Origin of the sequence: Candidatus Poriferisocius sp. (assembly GCF_965208355.1) — a bacterium.
Lineage (GTDB): Bacteria > Actinomycetota > Acidimicrobiia > Acidimicrobiales > Bin134 > Poriferisocius.
On sequence record NZ_CBDBOM010000003.1, the window covers coordinates 1,699,145 to 1,712,329 of the forward strand.

The 13,185-nt window shown below is 62.6% G+C and carries 14 protein-coding genes; 3 read left to right on the top strand and 11 right to left on the bottom strand.

Annotated features, from left to right (window positions below; all coding sequences use genetic code 11):
• The first annotated feature begins 42 nt into the window (after nt 1–42).
• Nucleotides 43–2,421 carry a glycoside hydrolase family 3 N-terminal domain-containing protein gene (locus tag ACOGXH_RS09175; RefSeq protein ID WP_419928805.1) on the top strand — a complete coding sequence of 793 codons (2,379 nt, stop codon included), beginning with the start codon at nt 43–45 and terminating at the stop codon, nt 2,419–2,421.
• Between the two features lie 51 nt (nt 2,422–2,472).
• On the opposite strand, the gene ACOGXH_RS09180 is transcribed toward ACOGXH_RS09175, so the two are convergent.
• From ACOGXH_RS09180 to ACOGXH_RS09230, 11 genes are all read right to left on the bottom strand, one after another.
• Entirely contained in the window at nt 2,473–2,988 is a 516-nt protein-coding gene (locus ACOGXH_RS09180; protein WP_419928806.1) for a cupin domain-containing protein, read from the bottom strand.
• A gap of 42 nt (nt 2,989–3,030) precedes the next feature.
• A complete protein-coding gene (locus ACOGXH_RS09185; RefSeq protein ID WP_419928807.1) occupies nt 3,031–3,825 on the bottom strand; it encodes an SDR family NAD(P)-dependent oxidoreductase in 795 nt (264 codons plus the stop codon).
• 13 nt (nt 3,826–3,838) lie between these two features.
• Entirely contained in the window at nt 3,839–5,092 is a 1,254-nt protein-coding gene (locus tag ACOGXH_RS09190) for an amidohydrolase family protein (protein ID WP_419928808.1), read from the bottom strand.
• A gap of 73 nt (nt 5,093–5,165) precedes the next feature.
• Nucleotides 5,166–6,467, bottom strand: a complete 1,302-nt coding sequence (locus ACOGXH_RS09195) for a cytochrome P450 (protein ID WP_419928809.1) — start codon at nt 6,465–6,467, stop codon at nt 5,166–5,168.
• A complete protein-coding gene (locus tag ACOGXH_RS09200; protein ID WP_419928810.1) occupies nt 6,464–6,685 on the bottom strand; it encodes a hypothetical protein in 222 nt (73 codons plus the stop codon). The genes ACOGXH_RS09195 and ACOGXH_RS09200 overlap by 4 nt, the downstream gene beginning before the upstream one ends.
• An 81-nt stretch (nt 6,686–6,766) precedes the next feature.
• Nucleotides 6,767–7,951: a sulfotransferase family protein gene (locus ACOGXH_RS09205; protein WP_419928811.1), complete on the bottom strand. Its 1,185-nt coding sequence runs from the start codon at nt 7,949–7,951 to the stop codon at nt 6,767–6,769.
• Nucleotides 7,948–8,991, bottom strand: coding sequence for a hypothetical protein (locus tag ACOGXH_RS09210; protein WP_419928812.1), 1,044 nt, complete (start codon nt 8,989–8,991; stop codon nt 7,948–7,950). Before ACOGXH_RS09210 ends, ACOGXH_RS09205 begins: the two co-directional genes overlap by 4 nt.
• An 80-nt stretch (nt 8,992–9,071) precedes the next feature.
• A complete protein-coding gene (locus ACOGXH_RS09215) occupies nt 9,072–9,932 on the bottom strand; it encodes a TauD/TfdA dioxygenase family protein (RefSeq protein WP_419928813.1) in 861 nt (286 codons plus the stop codon).
• A gap of 39 nt (nt 9,933–9,971) precedes the next feature.
• Nucleotides 9,972–10,352: a type II toxin-antitoxin system VapC family toxin gene (locus ACOGXH_RS09220; protein ID WP_419928814.1), complete on the bottom strand. Its 381-nt coding sequence runs from the start codon at nt 10,350–10,352 to the stop codon at nt 9,972–9,974.
• Nucleotides 10,349–10,606 (bottom strand): type II toxin-antitoxin system Phd/YefM family antitoxin, encoded by a 258-nt coding sequence (locus ACOGXH_RS09225; protein WP_419928815.1) that lies wholly within the window; start codon nt 10,604–10,606, stop codon nt 10,349–10,351. Before ACOGXH_RS09225 ends, ACOGXH_RS09220 begins: the two co-directional genes overlap by 4 nt.
• Before the next feature lie 47 nt (nt 10,607–10,653).
• Nucleotides 10,654–11,226 carry a GNAT family N-acetyltransferase gene (locus tag ACOGXH_RS09230; RefSeq protein ID WP_419928816.1) on the bottom strand — a complete coding sequence of 191 codons (573 nt, stop codon included), beginning with the start codon at nt 11,224–11,226 and terminating at the stop codon, nt 10,654–10,656.
• A gap of 99 nt (nt 11,227–11,325) precedes the next feature.
• Here ACOGXH_RS09230 and ACOGXH_RS09235 point away from each other — a divergent pair, with 99 nt between their 5' ends.
• Nucleotides 11,326–12,405 carry a hypothetical protein gene (locus ACOGXH_RS09235; protein WP_419928817.1) on the top strand — a complete coding sequence of 360 codons (1,080 nt, stop codon included), beginning with the start codon at nt 11,326–11,328 and terminating at the stop codon, nt 12,403–12,405.
• 17 nt (nt 12,406–12,422) lie between these two features.
• On the top strand, nt 12,423–13,184 hold the full coding sequence (locus ACOGXH_RS09240; RefSeq protein WP_419928818.1) for an SDR family NAD(P)-dependent oxidoreductase: 762 nt from the start codon (nt 12,423–12,425) through the stop codon (nt 13,182–13,184).
• Nucleotide 13,185 lies beyond the last annotated feature (1 nt).

Here is a 13,185-nt window from a genome sequence, read left to right on the forward strand (position 1 = left end):
TGTGTAAGTGCTAAGCAGAGAAAGCCATCAGGAGGAGACGCCATGACCGAGACCTACCGCGATCCGAACGCAGCAATCGACGACCGAGTTGCCGATCTCCTGGGGCGCATGACCTTGGAGGAGAAGGTGGCCCAGCTCGGGACGGTTTGGCTAACCGCGCTGGTACAGGACGAGGCCTTCGATCCTGACCATGCGGCGGAGCAACTGGCCGACGGGATCGGCCAAGTAACCCGCATTGGTGCGAGCACCGGCCTGCTGGCCAACGAATCAGCAGAACTCGGCAATGACATCCAGCGAGTGCTGGTAGAGCGCACCCGACTGGGGATCCCCGCGGTCATCCATGAGGAGGGGGTCGGCGGATTCCTCCACCGCGGGGCCACCACCTTTCCCCAAGGGCTGGGATTGGCCGCCACCTGGGATGTGGACCTGATGGCCGAAGTCGCTGAGGTGATCCGCACCCAAATGACCGCCGTCGGGGCCCGCCACAACCTCTCCCCCGTCCTGGATGTTGCTCGGGACCCCCGATGGGGCCGGGTGGAAGAGACCTACGGCGAGTCGCCCGAGCTGTGCGCCCGGATGGGCGTTGCCTATGTGAAGGGGCTCCAGACCGACGATTTGGCCAACGGCGTGGTGTGTACCGGAAAGCATTTCTTGGGCTACGGGTACTCCCTAGGCGGCCGCAACCAGGCGCCGGTTCACCTCGGCAATCGGGAGCTCCGCGAGGTGTACGCCGAGCCGTTCGCAGCCGCCATCCGCGAGGCGGGCTTGGCGTCGATCATGAATAGCTATTCGTCCATCGACGGAGTGCCCGTGGCCGCCAGCCGGGCGATACTGACTGATCTCCTGCGGGGTGAGCTGGGCTTTGCCGGCACGGTGGTGGCCGACTACTTCGCGGTTATGCAGCTGCACTTCAACCACATGACCGCCGCAGATCCCACTGAGTCAGCCATCCAAGCGCTCAGTGCGGGACTCGATATCGAGCTGCCGGCACTCGACTGTTACAAGCACCTGCCCGCGGCAGTTCGAGAAGGCCGAATCGACGAGTCAATCATCGATGAGTCCTGTGCCCGAGTCCTGGCTCAGAAGATCCAGCTCGGCTTGTTCGAGAACCCCTACGTCGACGCTGGTGCCGCGCTGGCGGTTTTCGACACTCCTGACCAGCGGGCGCTGGCCCGCCGAGCCGCGGCTGAAGGGGTGATCCTGCTCAAGAACGATGGGGTGCTGCCCCTCAACCCTTCGATCTCAAAGCTGGCAGTCATCGGCCCCCACGCCGACGATCCCCGTCTCCTCCAGGGCGACTACCACTATCCCGCCCATCTGGAGATCATCTACCAGAATCGCAGTGAAGAAATGCTCGAGGCCATGGAGGCCCTCGGGATGGAGCAGGGGGTCGATCAGCTGCCCGAAGCCGGGGGCACGTTCTCCCCGGGACCGCACTTCACCCCCCATGTGACGCCGCTCGACGGACTGCGGGCTGCGCTTCCCCACACCGAGATCATCCATGCCGCTGGATGCGCCGATACCGGCGACGACGAGTCCGGTATCGATGAAGCGGTCGCCGCCGCGGCGTCGGCCGACGTGGCCATCGTCTGCGTGGGCGCCCGCTCCGGGCTGGTTGCTGACGCAACCGTCGGAGAAGCCCGCGACGCCACCGACCTCGGCCTTCCCGGTGTGCAGTCGCAGTTGGTGGCTCGAATAGCGGCCACCGGCACACCGATGGTGGTTGTGGTGATCAGCGGCCGGGTCCACACCCTCGGTGCCGAGTCTTCGGCTGCCAACGCCCTCATGTGGTCGATCCTTCCCGGCGAAGAAGGCGGATCGGCCATCGCCCAAGTGCTGACCGGCGAGGTGAACCCGTCGGGCCGCCTCCCGGTCACTCTGCCCCTGCATGTCGGGCAGATCCCGCTTCACCACGACATGCGTCGGCGCGGCGATCGATCAGAGTTCTATGGCAGTTACGTCGACCGCGACACCGATGCGCTTTTCTGGTTCGGCCACGGCCTGTCGTACACCACATTCGAATATGGTGAGCCTTCAGTGGTGGCCGGTTCGACAACGGAAGCCACCACCGTCTCGGTTCCCGTCGCCAACAACGGCCAACACGAAGGCGACGAGGTCTTACAGCTATATGTGACCGATGAGGTTGCCTCTGTAGCTCGGCCGATTCGCGAGCTCATCGGTTTCACCCGGGTGGCCATCCCTGTCGGTAAAACCCGCACCGTCACGTTTACCGTCCACCCCAGCCGGCTGGCCTTCCACGGCCTTGATATGGACCTCACCACCGAGCCGGGGACGTTCACGTTCCGGATCGGCGGTTCGTCCTTCGACCCCAACATGAGGGAAGCAACGGTAGATCTGACCGGAGACACGGCCTCCTACGACCGCCGGACCATCATCGCCACCACGGTTGACATCAGCTAGCCAGATCTACGGCCTGGTGTCCAACTCCATCTCCCGCTGAGACGACATCGCTCAAGACAGCGGCTGGGCGTCAAGCAAGACAAAGGCCAGCCGAGCCGGCTCGGTGCCCCTGTTCTCCCAGTGGTGCGCCGTTCCCCGCTGGACCACCGTGTCGTACTTGTGCAGGGTCACCTCCCCTTCGTCCAGCAATAGGGTGACCTCGCCGTCGAGGACAACCATGTAGTCGATCGTTCTGGTGGTGTGCATACCGGGCCGCCGGTCGCTATGGGCAACAGCGCCTTCCTTGGCAAGCCGCTCGGCGGTTTCTGCCGCTGCCCCCGGTGCCATTTCCTGAACCGGAGGGAGTTCAACCAACCAGAACATCGATCCCTGCGGTGGGGCCTCCAGGCGAGTCTCCCGCTGTGCGGCATCGACTACCTCACCAGAGTTGTCCGCCGGAGAACCCTCTGTGGTCCAAATTTGCACTCGGCGCTTGTAGTCGTGCTCATCGTTGAAGACGATCACCGACCGGTCGTCGGCGTCATGCCCGGTGACCACCCGGCGGATCTTGTCGGGATTGCCCATCATCTGCCTTTCTCCGTTTGCTGCGGGACAGTCTCCTAGCCGCCCTCAGAGCGGCATCACCCGCCCTCCGCTGGCGTGAATGGTTGCCCCCAACATCGCGTGGCTCGGGGCTGATGCGGCATAGGCGATGACGTCGGCCGCTTCGTCAACCCCCAATAGCCGACCCCACGGCAGCAGTCCGCGGTGCACGACGTTCAACATGTGCTCATCCTGCTCCTGAGTCGGCGGATTCTCACTACCCATGCCCCCGGTGGAAATCCCACCGAGGGCGACAACGTTCACGACGATGCCGTAGGGCGCCAGCTCGGCCGCCGCCGACTTGGTCCAGGCAATCAAGCCCCCCTTGGCGGCGTTGTACAGCGACACCGGGCTCATGTCAGCCGGCGGCGGGTTGAAGGGGGCCGTCGAGGCAACGCTGACAATTCGGCCGTAGCCGGCCTCCTTCATCGCCGGGATGACGGCCTGGGTGCAGAGCATCGGCCCCAGCAGATTGACACCGATGGTTCGGTTGAATTCCTCAACTTCGAAGTTTTCGGTGCTGCTGGCGCCGCCGATTGCGGCGTTATTGACCAGGGCATCAATGCGGCCGAATTCCCCGAGTACGGAATCGGCCATTTCAGCGACGTCGTCGCGATCTGAAACGTCGGCCCCAACCCAGATCGCTCGTTGACCGGTCTCTTCACAAATGGCCTCGGCGCTCTGCTCCCCCCAGTCCTGACGGAGATCCACCAGCGCGATGTCGTAGCCCCGTTGGGCAAGGGCTCGGGCCGTCGCCCCGCCAACTCCCCAGGGGCGAGCTCCAGTAACTATTGCTACCCGGTTGTCGCTGCGAGCATTCATCTTCGGCCCGTCCTTACGCGTAGGGGCCGACGGTTCTGAAAGCGAAGTAGCCATAGCCCTTGCGTTCAGGCCCGTCCAGGGCAGGGACGTCGTCAAGCGGAGCGGTGATGTCTTCGATGGTAGGACCAATCTCATCGGCGATCGATTGCAGCGAGACCACGTCGAGTCCGTAGACGCGGGCCGCGTTCTCCCCGACGATGGCCCGCACCTTGTCTTCGGGGATGCCGGCCATTGCGTGGCGCAGCGAGAGGTGGGTCATCGGCGTCTCTTCGGGATCAGCGGAATAGCGCCAAGTACCTTCGGGGTGCGGGTAGTCGCGACCCCAGAAGATGTTCGTCCACCACCAGTCGTCAACCGCGGCTTCGACCTCGAACGGAGCGATGAAGCTGGCCCCCACGAATACATTGGATTTGAAGTACTCGCTTGGCGCCTTGGATAACTCGCTGTTGGCCAGAGGCAACGGGGCCAAGGCCGCGGTGTCGAGCTCGACGAGCGCAGCCGGGATCCACACCCCGGGCTGCTCGGTCATGGCCAGTCTGAGACCGGGGAACCGCTCGAACACTCCCCCCAGAATCATGCGGGCCACCGCCCGGCGGTTGTAGGCCCCGCCGGCTTCGATCAAAAGCAGCGGAGTTCCGGCCACTTCTTGTACTGCCGGATCAGTGGCCGCTCCGGCGTGGGTGGCCAGCACCAGACCAGTCTCCTCCACCGCGGCCCAGAAGGGATCCCAATGGGGGTTGTTGTACTGAATCCATTGCGGCCGGGCACTGGGGAAGTTGATCGCCCGCAAGCCGTGGTCGGCAGCCCAGTGCAACTCCTTGATGGCGGCGTCGATGTCCCACAGCGGGATATGGGCCAACCCGATGAGCCGCTCTGGCGCAGCCGCGCAAAAGTCAGCCAGCCAGCGGTTGTAGATCTGGAATCCCACGCCGGCCAGTTCGGGATTGTCGAATTCGGGCCATCCCAGATCCAGAAACGGCATCGGCTCGCCGTTGAAGCTGTTGTGGAATATCACCTCAGCAGCGATGCCGTCGCGGTTCATGTCGGCCAGGCGGGCCCCAGGGTCATCGTGCCCTGAGGTGTTGAGGTATAACGATCCGCTCTCTCGCACCCCAGCGCGCATCTCCTCGACTTGAGCGCTAGTCGAGAATTCATCGAAAGCCCCCAGATAAGCCCCCGGACAGTACGACCGCAGAGCTTCCAGGGTTGGCCCAGCATGGGAGTCGCCGGACACCAAAAGCACCCGCTGCTCGGCTTTGGACTTCATAGGCCCCCCAGTTCCGAGTACTCGCTAGAGACCATGGCTCCCCACATCCTCCATTATCGCCAGAATCAAGCCGTCACGCGTCGCCTTCGACTATCGGAAGGGGATCGAAGGTAACTAGCACTTGGGTGCGGCCTCGCAGGATGTAGCTGTCCATGAAGGTGTCGCTGTGGTCGTCGGCGAGCGCCAAATTGGGTAGGTCCAACATGGCATTTGTGCCCACCTTGCCTTCCAGGCGAGCCAAGCCCTGGCCTATGCAGTAGTGCTCGCCGTATCCGAAGGCCACGTGGTCGTTCGGGCTGCGGTCGACCTTGAATTCGTGCGGAATCGGACACAATTCCGGGTCGCGATTGGCGGCCGCGAACGCCAACCACGCGAACTCACCCTTGGCCACTGGCATCCCTCCGAGTTCGGTATCCCGAGTAGCAACTCGGAAGAGGCCAGTGACCGGTCCCTCATGGCGCAGCGCCTCTTCGACGAACGCCGGCACCAGGTCTCGGTTTGAGGCCAAGTGATCTCGCAAACCGTGGTTGGTGGCCAGGCGGTGCCCAATGTTGCCCAGCAAGGTCGTGGTTGTCTCGTTGCCAGCCAGCAGGAACTGCCGCAGCGCCCCCATGCGCTCTTCATAGGTCAGCGGCTCGCCGTCAACCTCGGCGTTGGCCACATCGGAGATCAGATCATCGCGGGGCTCGGCTTGGCGCTGCTCGACCAAGTCCGAGAAGTACTCGTCGAACTCGTACTCAGACTTGATGTAGCTGCGCACCTCGTCGCGGCTAGGTCGGGCTCGTCCGATGGGTATGGCGAAGTCGTCCGACCACCCCTTGAACATCTCCAGTTCTCCTTCGGAAACCCCCAGCATCCGCGAGATCATCACCATGGGCAACAACACGGCGTATTCCTGAACCAGATCAGCCCGGCCGCGCCGGGCGAAAGCAGCAACCAGCGAATCTGACACCGACTTGACCTCCGGCTCCAACGCCCGAAGGCGCGCGGGCCGAAAGGCACGGTTCAGGGCCCTGCGCTGGCGCACGTGCTCGGGAGGATCAGCCGTGTTGAGTACTCGGCCCCGAGAGCGGTTGCGAAAACGGCGGACTGCCTCAACCATCTCCGGTTCCTGTTCGATGGCATCGGCGTGTTCGGCCACAGGATTGCGAAACTCATAGGTGGCCGTGGGAGACCGGTTCGACCATGTCGCGGGATCGACAAGGACGTCGTGCAGGAGTTGGTAACTGGTGATGACCCACGCCCCCATGGCCTCGCTGTAGAACGCCGGGTCCGACGCCGACCTAACGTCGTCAAAGAGCTGCCACGGAGACGCCAACAGCACCTCGTCCCTGTCCAGCAGCCGGCGAATCCGGTCGTCAAGTGAATCAGTCATTGATTCAGCAGGCTGCGGAACAGTGCATCCACGTCTAGGTCGCCGTCGGAATCGGGCGCTACCGCGATCATGACCTCTTCCTCCGTGTCAGCGATCTCGGACGTGACCGCAAAAACGGCGCATTCGAGCACTCCGGGTTGGCCTCTGACTGACGCCTCAACCTCGAATGACGAGATGACCCAATTGCCCTGGTAGACCCGTGTCGTTGGTCCCGGCATGTTGCTCCCATTTCCCCTTTGTTGTGCTAGTCAGCCTGCTCAATCAGCCGGCGGCACTCAAAGCTGTTCGCTGCCATTGTGCTAGTCCAACAGTGGTCCGAAGCGGCCTCGGTAGGCCCGGAAGCGCTGGGACAAAGCAACCTCAGTGATGCCGAACTCGGCGCCGTCGTAAGTGTGACGCCCGTATTTGTCCTTGGGATTGCCAGCCCTCCAGGCCAGCATCCGCTCCACCGTGGCCGGAGTCAACTCGTCGCCCAGCCAGTCGTAGAACCGGCCAATGTGGTGGATCGGATCGGCTTGGAACTCGGTAAACCCAATGTCGAAGAACTTGGCGTCGTTGGCCGGGTCTTGGCGAAACACCAGCATCCGATCCATGGCAATCGACCAGTGCTCAAGGTTGATCTCACCCACATAAATCGGATCGATTTCCGGGTTCCCGCCTTCGAGCAGCGTGAAATAGAGGTCACACACCGATGGCAGAACCTTTGACACATCCCGGTGCGTCTGCACAAACCTGGCCTCGGGAAACACTTTGGTGTAGGCGTCCAGGAACAGCGTGTGGGTTGGGCTCTTCAGCCGCCACACCTTCTCGTCGGTCTTCCATTGGAGCAGTTTCAGCACCCGCTTCTCGTACCGATAGGTCGGCTCCATGTCGCAGTGGGTAAACCAATCTGCGTAGGTAGGTATGTGGCCCATGGTCAGGAAGTACTGGGCCTTGAACTCCAGGGCCATGAGATCGTGGTCTTCCATGGGGCCGGTGGGTGACTGAGGCAGCATCGAGCGAAGCCGCTCGGCCATGTGCTGTCGCCCCAAGTCCACAATGCTGTGGGCACCGTCGATTCGGGCCTGGTCCGCTTCGGGATCGACGCCCGGCGGTGGACAGGGATTCCCCTCCTCCCAGGTGCGCAAATTGCGGAAGGCGGGATCCTCCCCCAGCATGTGCGACAGCGCGGTTGAGCCGGTGCGAGGCAAACCAACCCCCAAGAATTCGATGACCACCTCCTGTTCGTCGATTTCGGGGTGGCGGCGATACCAGTCCTCAACCTTCAACCGGTTTACGAGAGCTCGGACAACTGTTCCGTAAAATCCCAGCTCACCCATGTCGTTGAACATTGCCTCCTTCAGCGCGGAGCCGACCAGCACCTCCAGGCCCTCTCGCCAAGAGTCCCCTCCGAAATCCTCCAGTCCCGTCTTGGCCTTGGCTTCGGCGATCAGGCCGTCGATTCGGGAAGCAACCGATGGCGGGGCGCTTCTCGTGTTGCTCATGTTTCGATGAGGTTGCCGGGCATAGAACGCTCGGTCATGCCGTTGGCCACTTCGCCGTTCCAGCGAAATCGGGTGATGGCCTGCTGGAGCACTGGGTAGCCCTCGGTCCCTGGCCCGACACCGCCCATCACCATAAATCCCGACATGACCGTTTCAGCTTCGATCGTCTCGGTGCCGTGCTCCGTCTCGATCACCACGGACACGTCGTCACCGTGGTGGTTGAGCCGTTTGAGCCACGGGGCCTTGACCACCCAGGCCGGGGTCAGCTCGCCGTCACCCTCGAATACGAAGCCCTCGTTGTAGGTGGGAAGACCGTCCTCCCGGGGTGGATAGGTGATGTAGCCGAATGCCCGACCACTGGGGAACAGCGCCGACTGCCAAGCATGGCCCCAGAAGGTGGCAAGGCGGCGCACTCCCCGGCGTCGGATCCGCAGCGCACCGCCGTCGATGCTGTGCTCTTCATCGCCGATCTTCAACGTCCCTTGGGCCCGAGCCAACTGCTCAAACCTGGGGTTCCCCATCAGCGCCCCCTCGTCCTGCTCTTTGAGCACCCGCTTGGCCTCGGCCAATAGCCCGCCGTTCTCCCACGGGGGCACTGCGGAATACAGGTCTATTTCTGCCTGCACCGGTACCAAAGGCTCGCCCTGAGGTCGGCCTCCGGAGATCTGCTCGTCACATGTCCACCCGTTGACAACACCGTCGAAGCGCATCCGCCAATGACGAAACGGCTCGATCATCTCGAATGACAACGGGCCAGCACCCAGGATGGAAGGCCGGCCCTGGGAATTCATCGGATCGTGGATTTTGCCTGCACCAAACCGAGTGAATACCCGGCCATCCCCGCTGGCGATGTTCACCTGCACCTCGTGGGTGTCCCACTGGTCGGCCACCGCCTCGATTCCAATCCTGGGAATGCCCACCTGGTCGCCCTTGTCCCAGAGCCAGATATTGACCGACTCCCGCATCTCCGGATCGTCAGGCTGCTCCGCGAACACATACTCCCGATCTTCGCTCAGACCCCCGGTCAGATCAGTCGCCATTTCCCTGTTCTCCTTGCCTTGTCCGCGCAACGTTACTCAGGACCAGCCCGAACTCGGGCTCCTGCTCACCGGTACGGCAACTAGGTGGCCACCACTGGGCAATCGCCCTCAACCAGCAAGCGTCGCAGCACGCGATCGCCTTCCCACGGATCGCGCACCGCGAAGTGAGCGGTACACCGCTCGTCCCAGATCACCACGTCGCCGTTGCGCCAGCGCCAGCGGCACGTCACGCTGGGATTGGTGGCGTGTTCAGTGACGGCGGCCATGAGGCTACGGCTGGCATCGTCATCGAGCCCGTCAACGGAGGCGTCCCCAACGCAAAAGACCGCCTCCTCCCCTGTCTCGGGGTGGCGGCGGAGCAGGGGCTGGCGCACCCCTTGGAGGTTGTCCCGCCAGATCTGCGGGTCGAAGTCTGGGAACAACGTCTGCTTCAGATTGACCAACGTGTCAGGCACGCTGTGCACTGTGAAGCGGCCCTGTAACTGCCCTCGCAAGTCATCGGGCAGCCACGAAGCGGCCAACACCAGATTGGCCCACATGGTGTCGCCACCCACCGGCGGCACATCGATGGCCCGCAATATGCCGAAGGCGGGCGGGTTGGGGGCATAGAGCACATCCAGATGCCACCGGTCGGTCAGAAGCTGGTGGTCGCTCTTGACCCGCAACTCTGACGGCTCGGCCGAATCGACGCCGGCCAGGCGATCCATCGGGTGAATCCACGGCTCGCCGAGCGACTCAGCCAGCCGAACATGGCCAGCGTCATCGAGAAACTGATTCCGGATGCCCACCACCTTGTACTCAAGCAGCGCCGCCCGAAGCTCCTCACCGGTCTCAGGGTCGAGTTCCCCGAGATTGATACCCGAAAGCTCAGCCCCAATTGCCGCAGTGAGCGGTTCTATTCGCATACTGGTGGCCTCCCCTAGCTGAGTAGCGTCAGGCATATGGCTCTACTTGATCTGCGCCCAAATTGCGAATGCTGATCAGCTTCGGGCGTCAATCAACTCGACGTCATAGGCCTCAAAAATTTCGTCGGCAGTCGCCAAGGCCAATGTCTCCAGCTGTGCCTGGGCAACCAGCATTCGGTCGAAGGGATCACGATGGTGATTAGGCAGCGTTGGTGCGTGCTCAGCGTGTTCGACCGAGATGTACAGCGGGATGAATCCTCCAGAATTGAGCGCATTGACAAGACCATCGGGCATGGTCAACTTGCCAAGCGCTCGCTTGATCCCCAGCTCCCATGGAGTGACCACCGAGAAGAATGCCTCATCGGCCTGCTCAATTTGCCTGCGGCACTCAACCCCAAGCGAGACGTGGTCATCAAGCCACCACAGCGCCACATGGCTGTCGAGGAGGATCCTCACAGGAGATCGGCCTCGGCAGACTCATCAAATATCGCCACAACCTCCTCGTCGGAGCCGACAACATCATCGCCGTATTCGACCTGCCCGGCCCAGGCACCAGGGGTCCGCGCAGAATGGGCAGGACGCCATGGAACAATCCTGGCAACCGGATGGCCATTGCGCGCCACAATTACCTCTGCACCCCCCTCGGCTTCTCGAATGAGCTCAGACAGCCGAGACTTTGCCTCATGAGTGTTCACAATGTGAGCCGTCATGGACTTAGCTTAGCTAAGTTATAGTATTGCCTCAAGACTGCAATAAATCAGCCATCAAGAGTGGTGTTGATGGACTGCCACCTTCTCTTGCTCATTGACCAGGCGACGTCGATGCCGATTGTGGCTGGGGCATGGGGTTTGACTTGTGATTCTCCGTCGAGATTGAAGCCGAGGGCTTCAGGAATCGCCCCGCTTCGGGTGTTGGCCTTGTCGTGGTGGATTTCCACCCGCTCGATGCCAGGAACGGTAAACGCTGCGGAGGTGAGGATGCGGGCCATCTCGGTGGCGTAGCCCTTTCGCAGATGATCAACATGCACCCAATAGCCGATTTCGAGGGTGTTTGGGCCAGCGCGGCGGTGAAAGCCGCAACCGCCCACAACTTGATCCCCGAAAAACGCCCCAAACACGACCTCTTCTCCGGCAATCCAGTCCTTTCCCCAGGTGCGGATGAGTGCTTCTCGTTCGCGATCGCTCAGCGGCTCGAACTCGATCCATGACATCCATGGCCGGAGATGGTCGATGCTCTCCTGGATGGCATCCCGCAGAATCTCCATATCTCTGACGCGCCATCGACGCAATACCAACCGGGGGCCGACGACTACCTCGGGAAGAACACTCACTCTCCAACACTTCCACAGAGAATTCGTGCCTTTCGGCGGAATTACCGCTACCCGGAAAGTCGTAACAAGCGTGGCGGTGGTCTATTTTGCAGGTCGTCTATGACTACATGGGGCGAGTTCTGTGATCGGATACGGGTTCTCGGCGAGGGCCTCGACGATGAAGGACAGCGGCACCTGGCCAATCAGGTGGCCTGTTGGCTGACCTATGCGATCGGCCACAACGACCCCCGCCACCCGGCCTTCTTCCGGAGCAGCGATCCCGTCTACCAATGGGGCGGGCCCAACGCCGACCAGGTGGCCCGCCGAACCGCGATCGACGGCGACGGGGTGTACCGGATCTCTGGGCACATGGGCGCCTGTGAGGAATTCGTGCTCCAGATCAAGCTCGGCGCCACGCAAAGCGGTGGAGCGGGAGTGGGCCTCGAGGTGACCGGATCGAGCCTCGGGATGGGCCCCGGTGATGACATCGACATCCTCTTAGGCGGCGAGGCCCCCGAAAACGAATCGAGGACCTGGCTTCCGCTCGATCCCGAGGCATCGTTCGTGCATATCCGTGACTACTACTTCGATTGGCAGCCGGCCGAGCCAGCCACGTTCGTGATCGAGCGTCTCGATACCGTTGGCGAGCCCAAGCCGGAGATCGATGCCGCTGCCATCCTCGGTATTGCCCTCGGCGAGATTGAGCACTCCTTCGCGTTTTGGAACGGGTACCAGGAGCGAATGCTGGGCGATCAGCCCGCCAACACGTTTCTTCCTCCCGCCGGGATGGGCCGCGGCGTGAAGACCCTGATCTACAGCCATGCCGGGGTGGCCCTGGATCCTGACCAGGCCCTCGTGGTCGAGGTCGACCATCGGGGTGCCAAAATGTGGGACGTCCAGCTATACAACCGGCCATGGTATGAGGCCCTGGACTTCACCAACCGGCTCACCTGCCTCAACCACGCGCTGATCGAACCCGGCCCCATCGTCATCGCTGGCACCGACCCCGGCGGCCCCAACTGGCTTGACACCGAGGGGCGAGACTCGGTGCTTTGCACCTTCCGCTGGTGGCACCCACCCGAAACTCCAGTCGTGGACGCCCAGGTTGTTTCCCTCAGCCAGCTCGACCTGCCCGCGGTGGACAGACAAACCCAAATCGCCCGACGCTCTTCGCACATCGCCTGGCGATACCGAACCTGATCGAAAGGCTGCACCAAATGTCGACCAAGCCACTCAATGGGAGGGTCGCAGTCGTGACCGGTGCGGGGCGCGGCATCGGACGGGCATGTGCTGAGCGCTTGGCCCAAGAAGGCGCCTCAGTAGTGCTTGCCGCTCGCTCTGCCGATGAACTCGAGGAGGTGGCGGCTGGGATTGAGACCGCTGGAGGGACAGCCGAGGTGGTTGTGACGAACGTGACCTCTCGCTCCGAAGTCCGCCGTCTCTTCAGCCGAACCGAAGAGGTCTTCGGACGGCTCGACATCCTCGTGAACAATGCCGGCGCGATGCAGCCGCTCACGCCGGTCGGAGAGCTCGACGACGAAGACTGGGACCGCTGCTTCGGCGTCAACGTGCATGGGGTGCACTACTGCTGCGACTCCGCACTAGAGCTGCTTGCCGCTGGCGACGGAGGGCACATCATCATGATCGGCTCCGGTCAAGGGCATTCACCCTCCCCAGGAGCCGCCGCGTACTGCTCAGCCAAGGCCGCGGTGTCAATGTACGTTCGCGTACTGGCGAAAGAACTCCGGCCCCTGGGAATCACGGTCAACGAGATCGTCCCCGGCGCGGTGGCCACCGAGCTGTTGAGCTGGACGGTCGGATTACCGATGGAGCGCCTGCACGAGCTGGAGCCGGCCCTCGGCGGCGATCTTGTAAAGGACCCGATCGAGGTCGCCGATTACGTGGCATTCCTCGCTACCCGCTCAACCCTGGCCGGCCCCACCGGTCAGTGTTTCAGCTTGCTCGGGCGTGATCTGTGAA

Coding starts and splice junctions, on each gene's coding strand:
- ACOGXH_RS09200 (WP_419928810.1), bottom strand. CDS start 6,685: ATGCCGGGACCAACGACACGGGTCTACCAGGGCAATTGGGTCATCTCG.
- ACOGXH_RS09190 (WP_419928808.1), bottom strand. CDS start 5,092: ATGAAGTCCAAAGCCGAGCAGCGGGTGCTTTTGGTGTCCGGCGACTCC.
- ACOGXH_RS09215 (WP_419928813.1), bottom strand. CDS start 9,932: ATGCCTGACGCTACTCAGCTAGGGGAGGCCACCAGTATGCGAATAGAA.
- ACOGXH_RS09175 (WP_419928805.1), top strand. CDS start 43: ATGACCGAGACCTACCGCGATCCGAACGCAGCAATCGACGACCGAGTT.
- ACOGXH_RS09210 (WP_419928812.1), bottom strand. CDS start 8,991: ATGGCGACTGATCTGACCGGGGGTCTGAGCGAAGATCGGGAGTATGTG.
- ACOGXH_RS09225 (WP_419928815.1), bottom strand. CDS start 10,606: ATGACGGCTCACATTGTGAACACTCATGAGGCAAAGTCTCGGCTGTCT.
- ACOGXH_RS09240 (WP_419928818.1), top strand. CDS start 12,423: ATGTCGACCAAGCCACTCAATGGGAGGGTCGCAGTCGTGACCGGTGCG.
- ACOGXH_RS09180 (WP_419928806.1), bottom strand. CDS start 2,988: ATGATGGGCAATCCCGACAAGATCCGCCGGGTGGTCACCGGGCATGAC.
- ACOGXH_RS09195 (WP_419928809.1), bottom strand. CDS start 6,467: ATGACTGATTCACTTGACGACCGGATTCGCCGGCTGCTGGACAGGGAC.
- ACOGXH_RS09235 (WP_419928817.1), top strand. CDS start 11,326: ATGACTACATGGGGCGAGTTCTGTGATCGGATACGGGTTCTCGGCGAG.
- ACOGXH_RS09205 (WP_419928811.1), bottom strand. CDS start 7,951: ATGAGCAACACGAGAAGCGCCCCGCCATCGGTTGCTTCCCGAATCGAC.
- ACOGXH_RS09185 (WP_419928807.1), bottom strand. CDS start 3,825: ATGAATGCTCGCAGCGACAACCGGGTAGCAATAGTTACTGGAGCTCGC.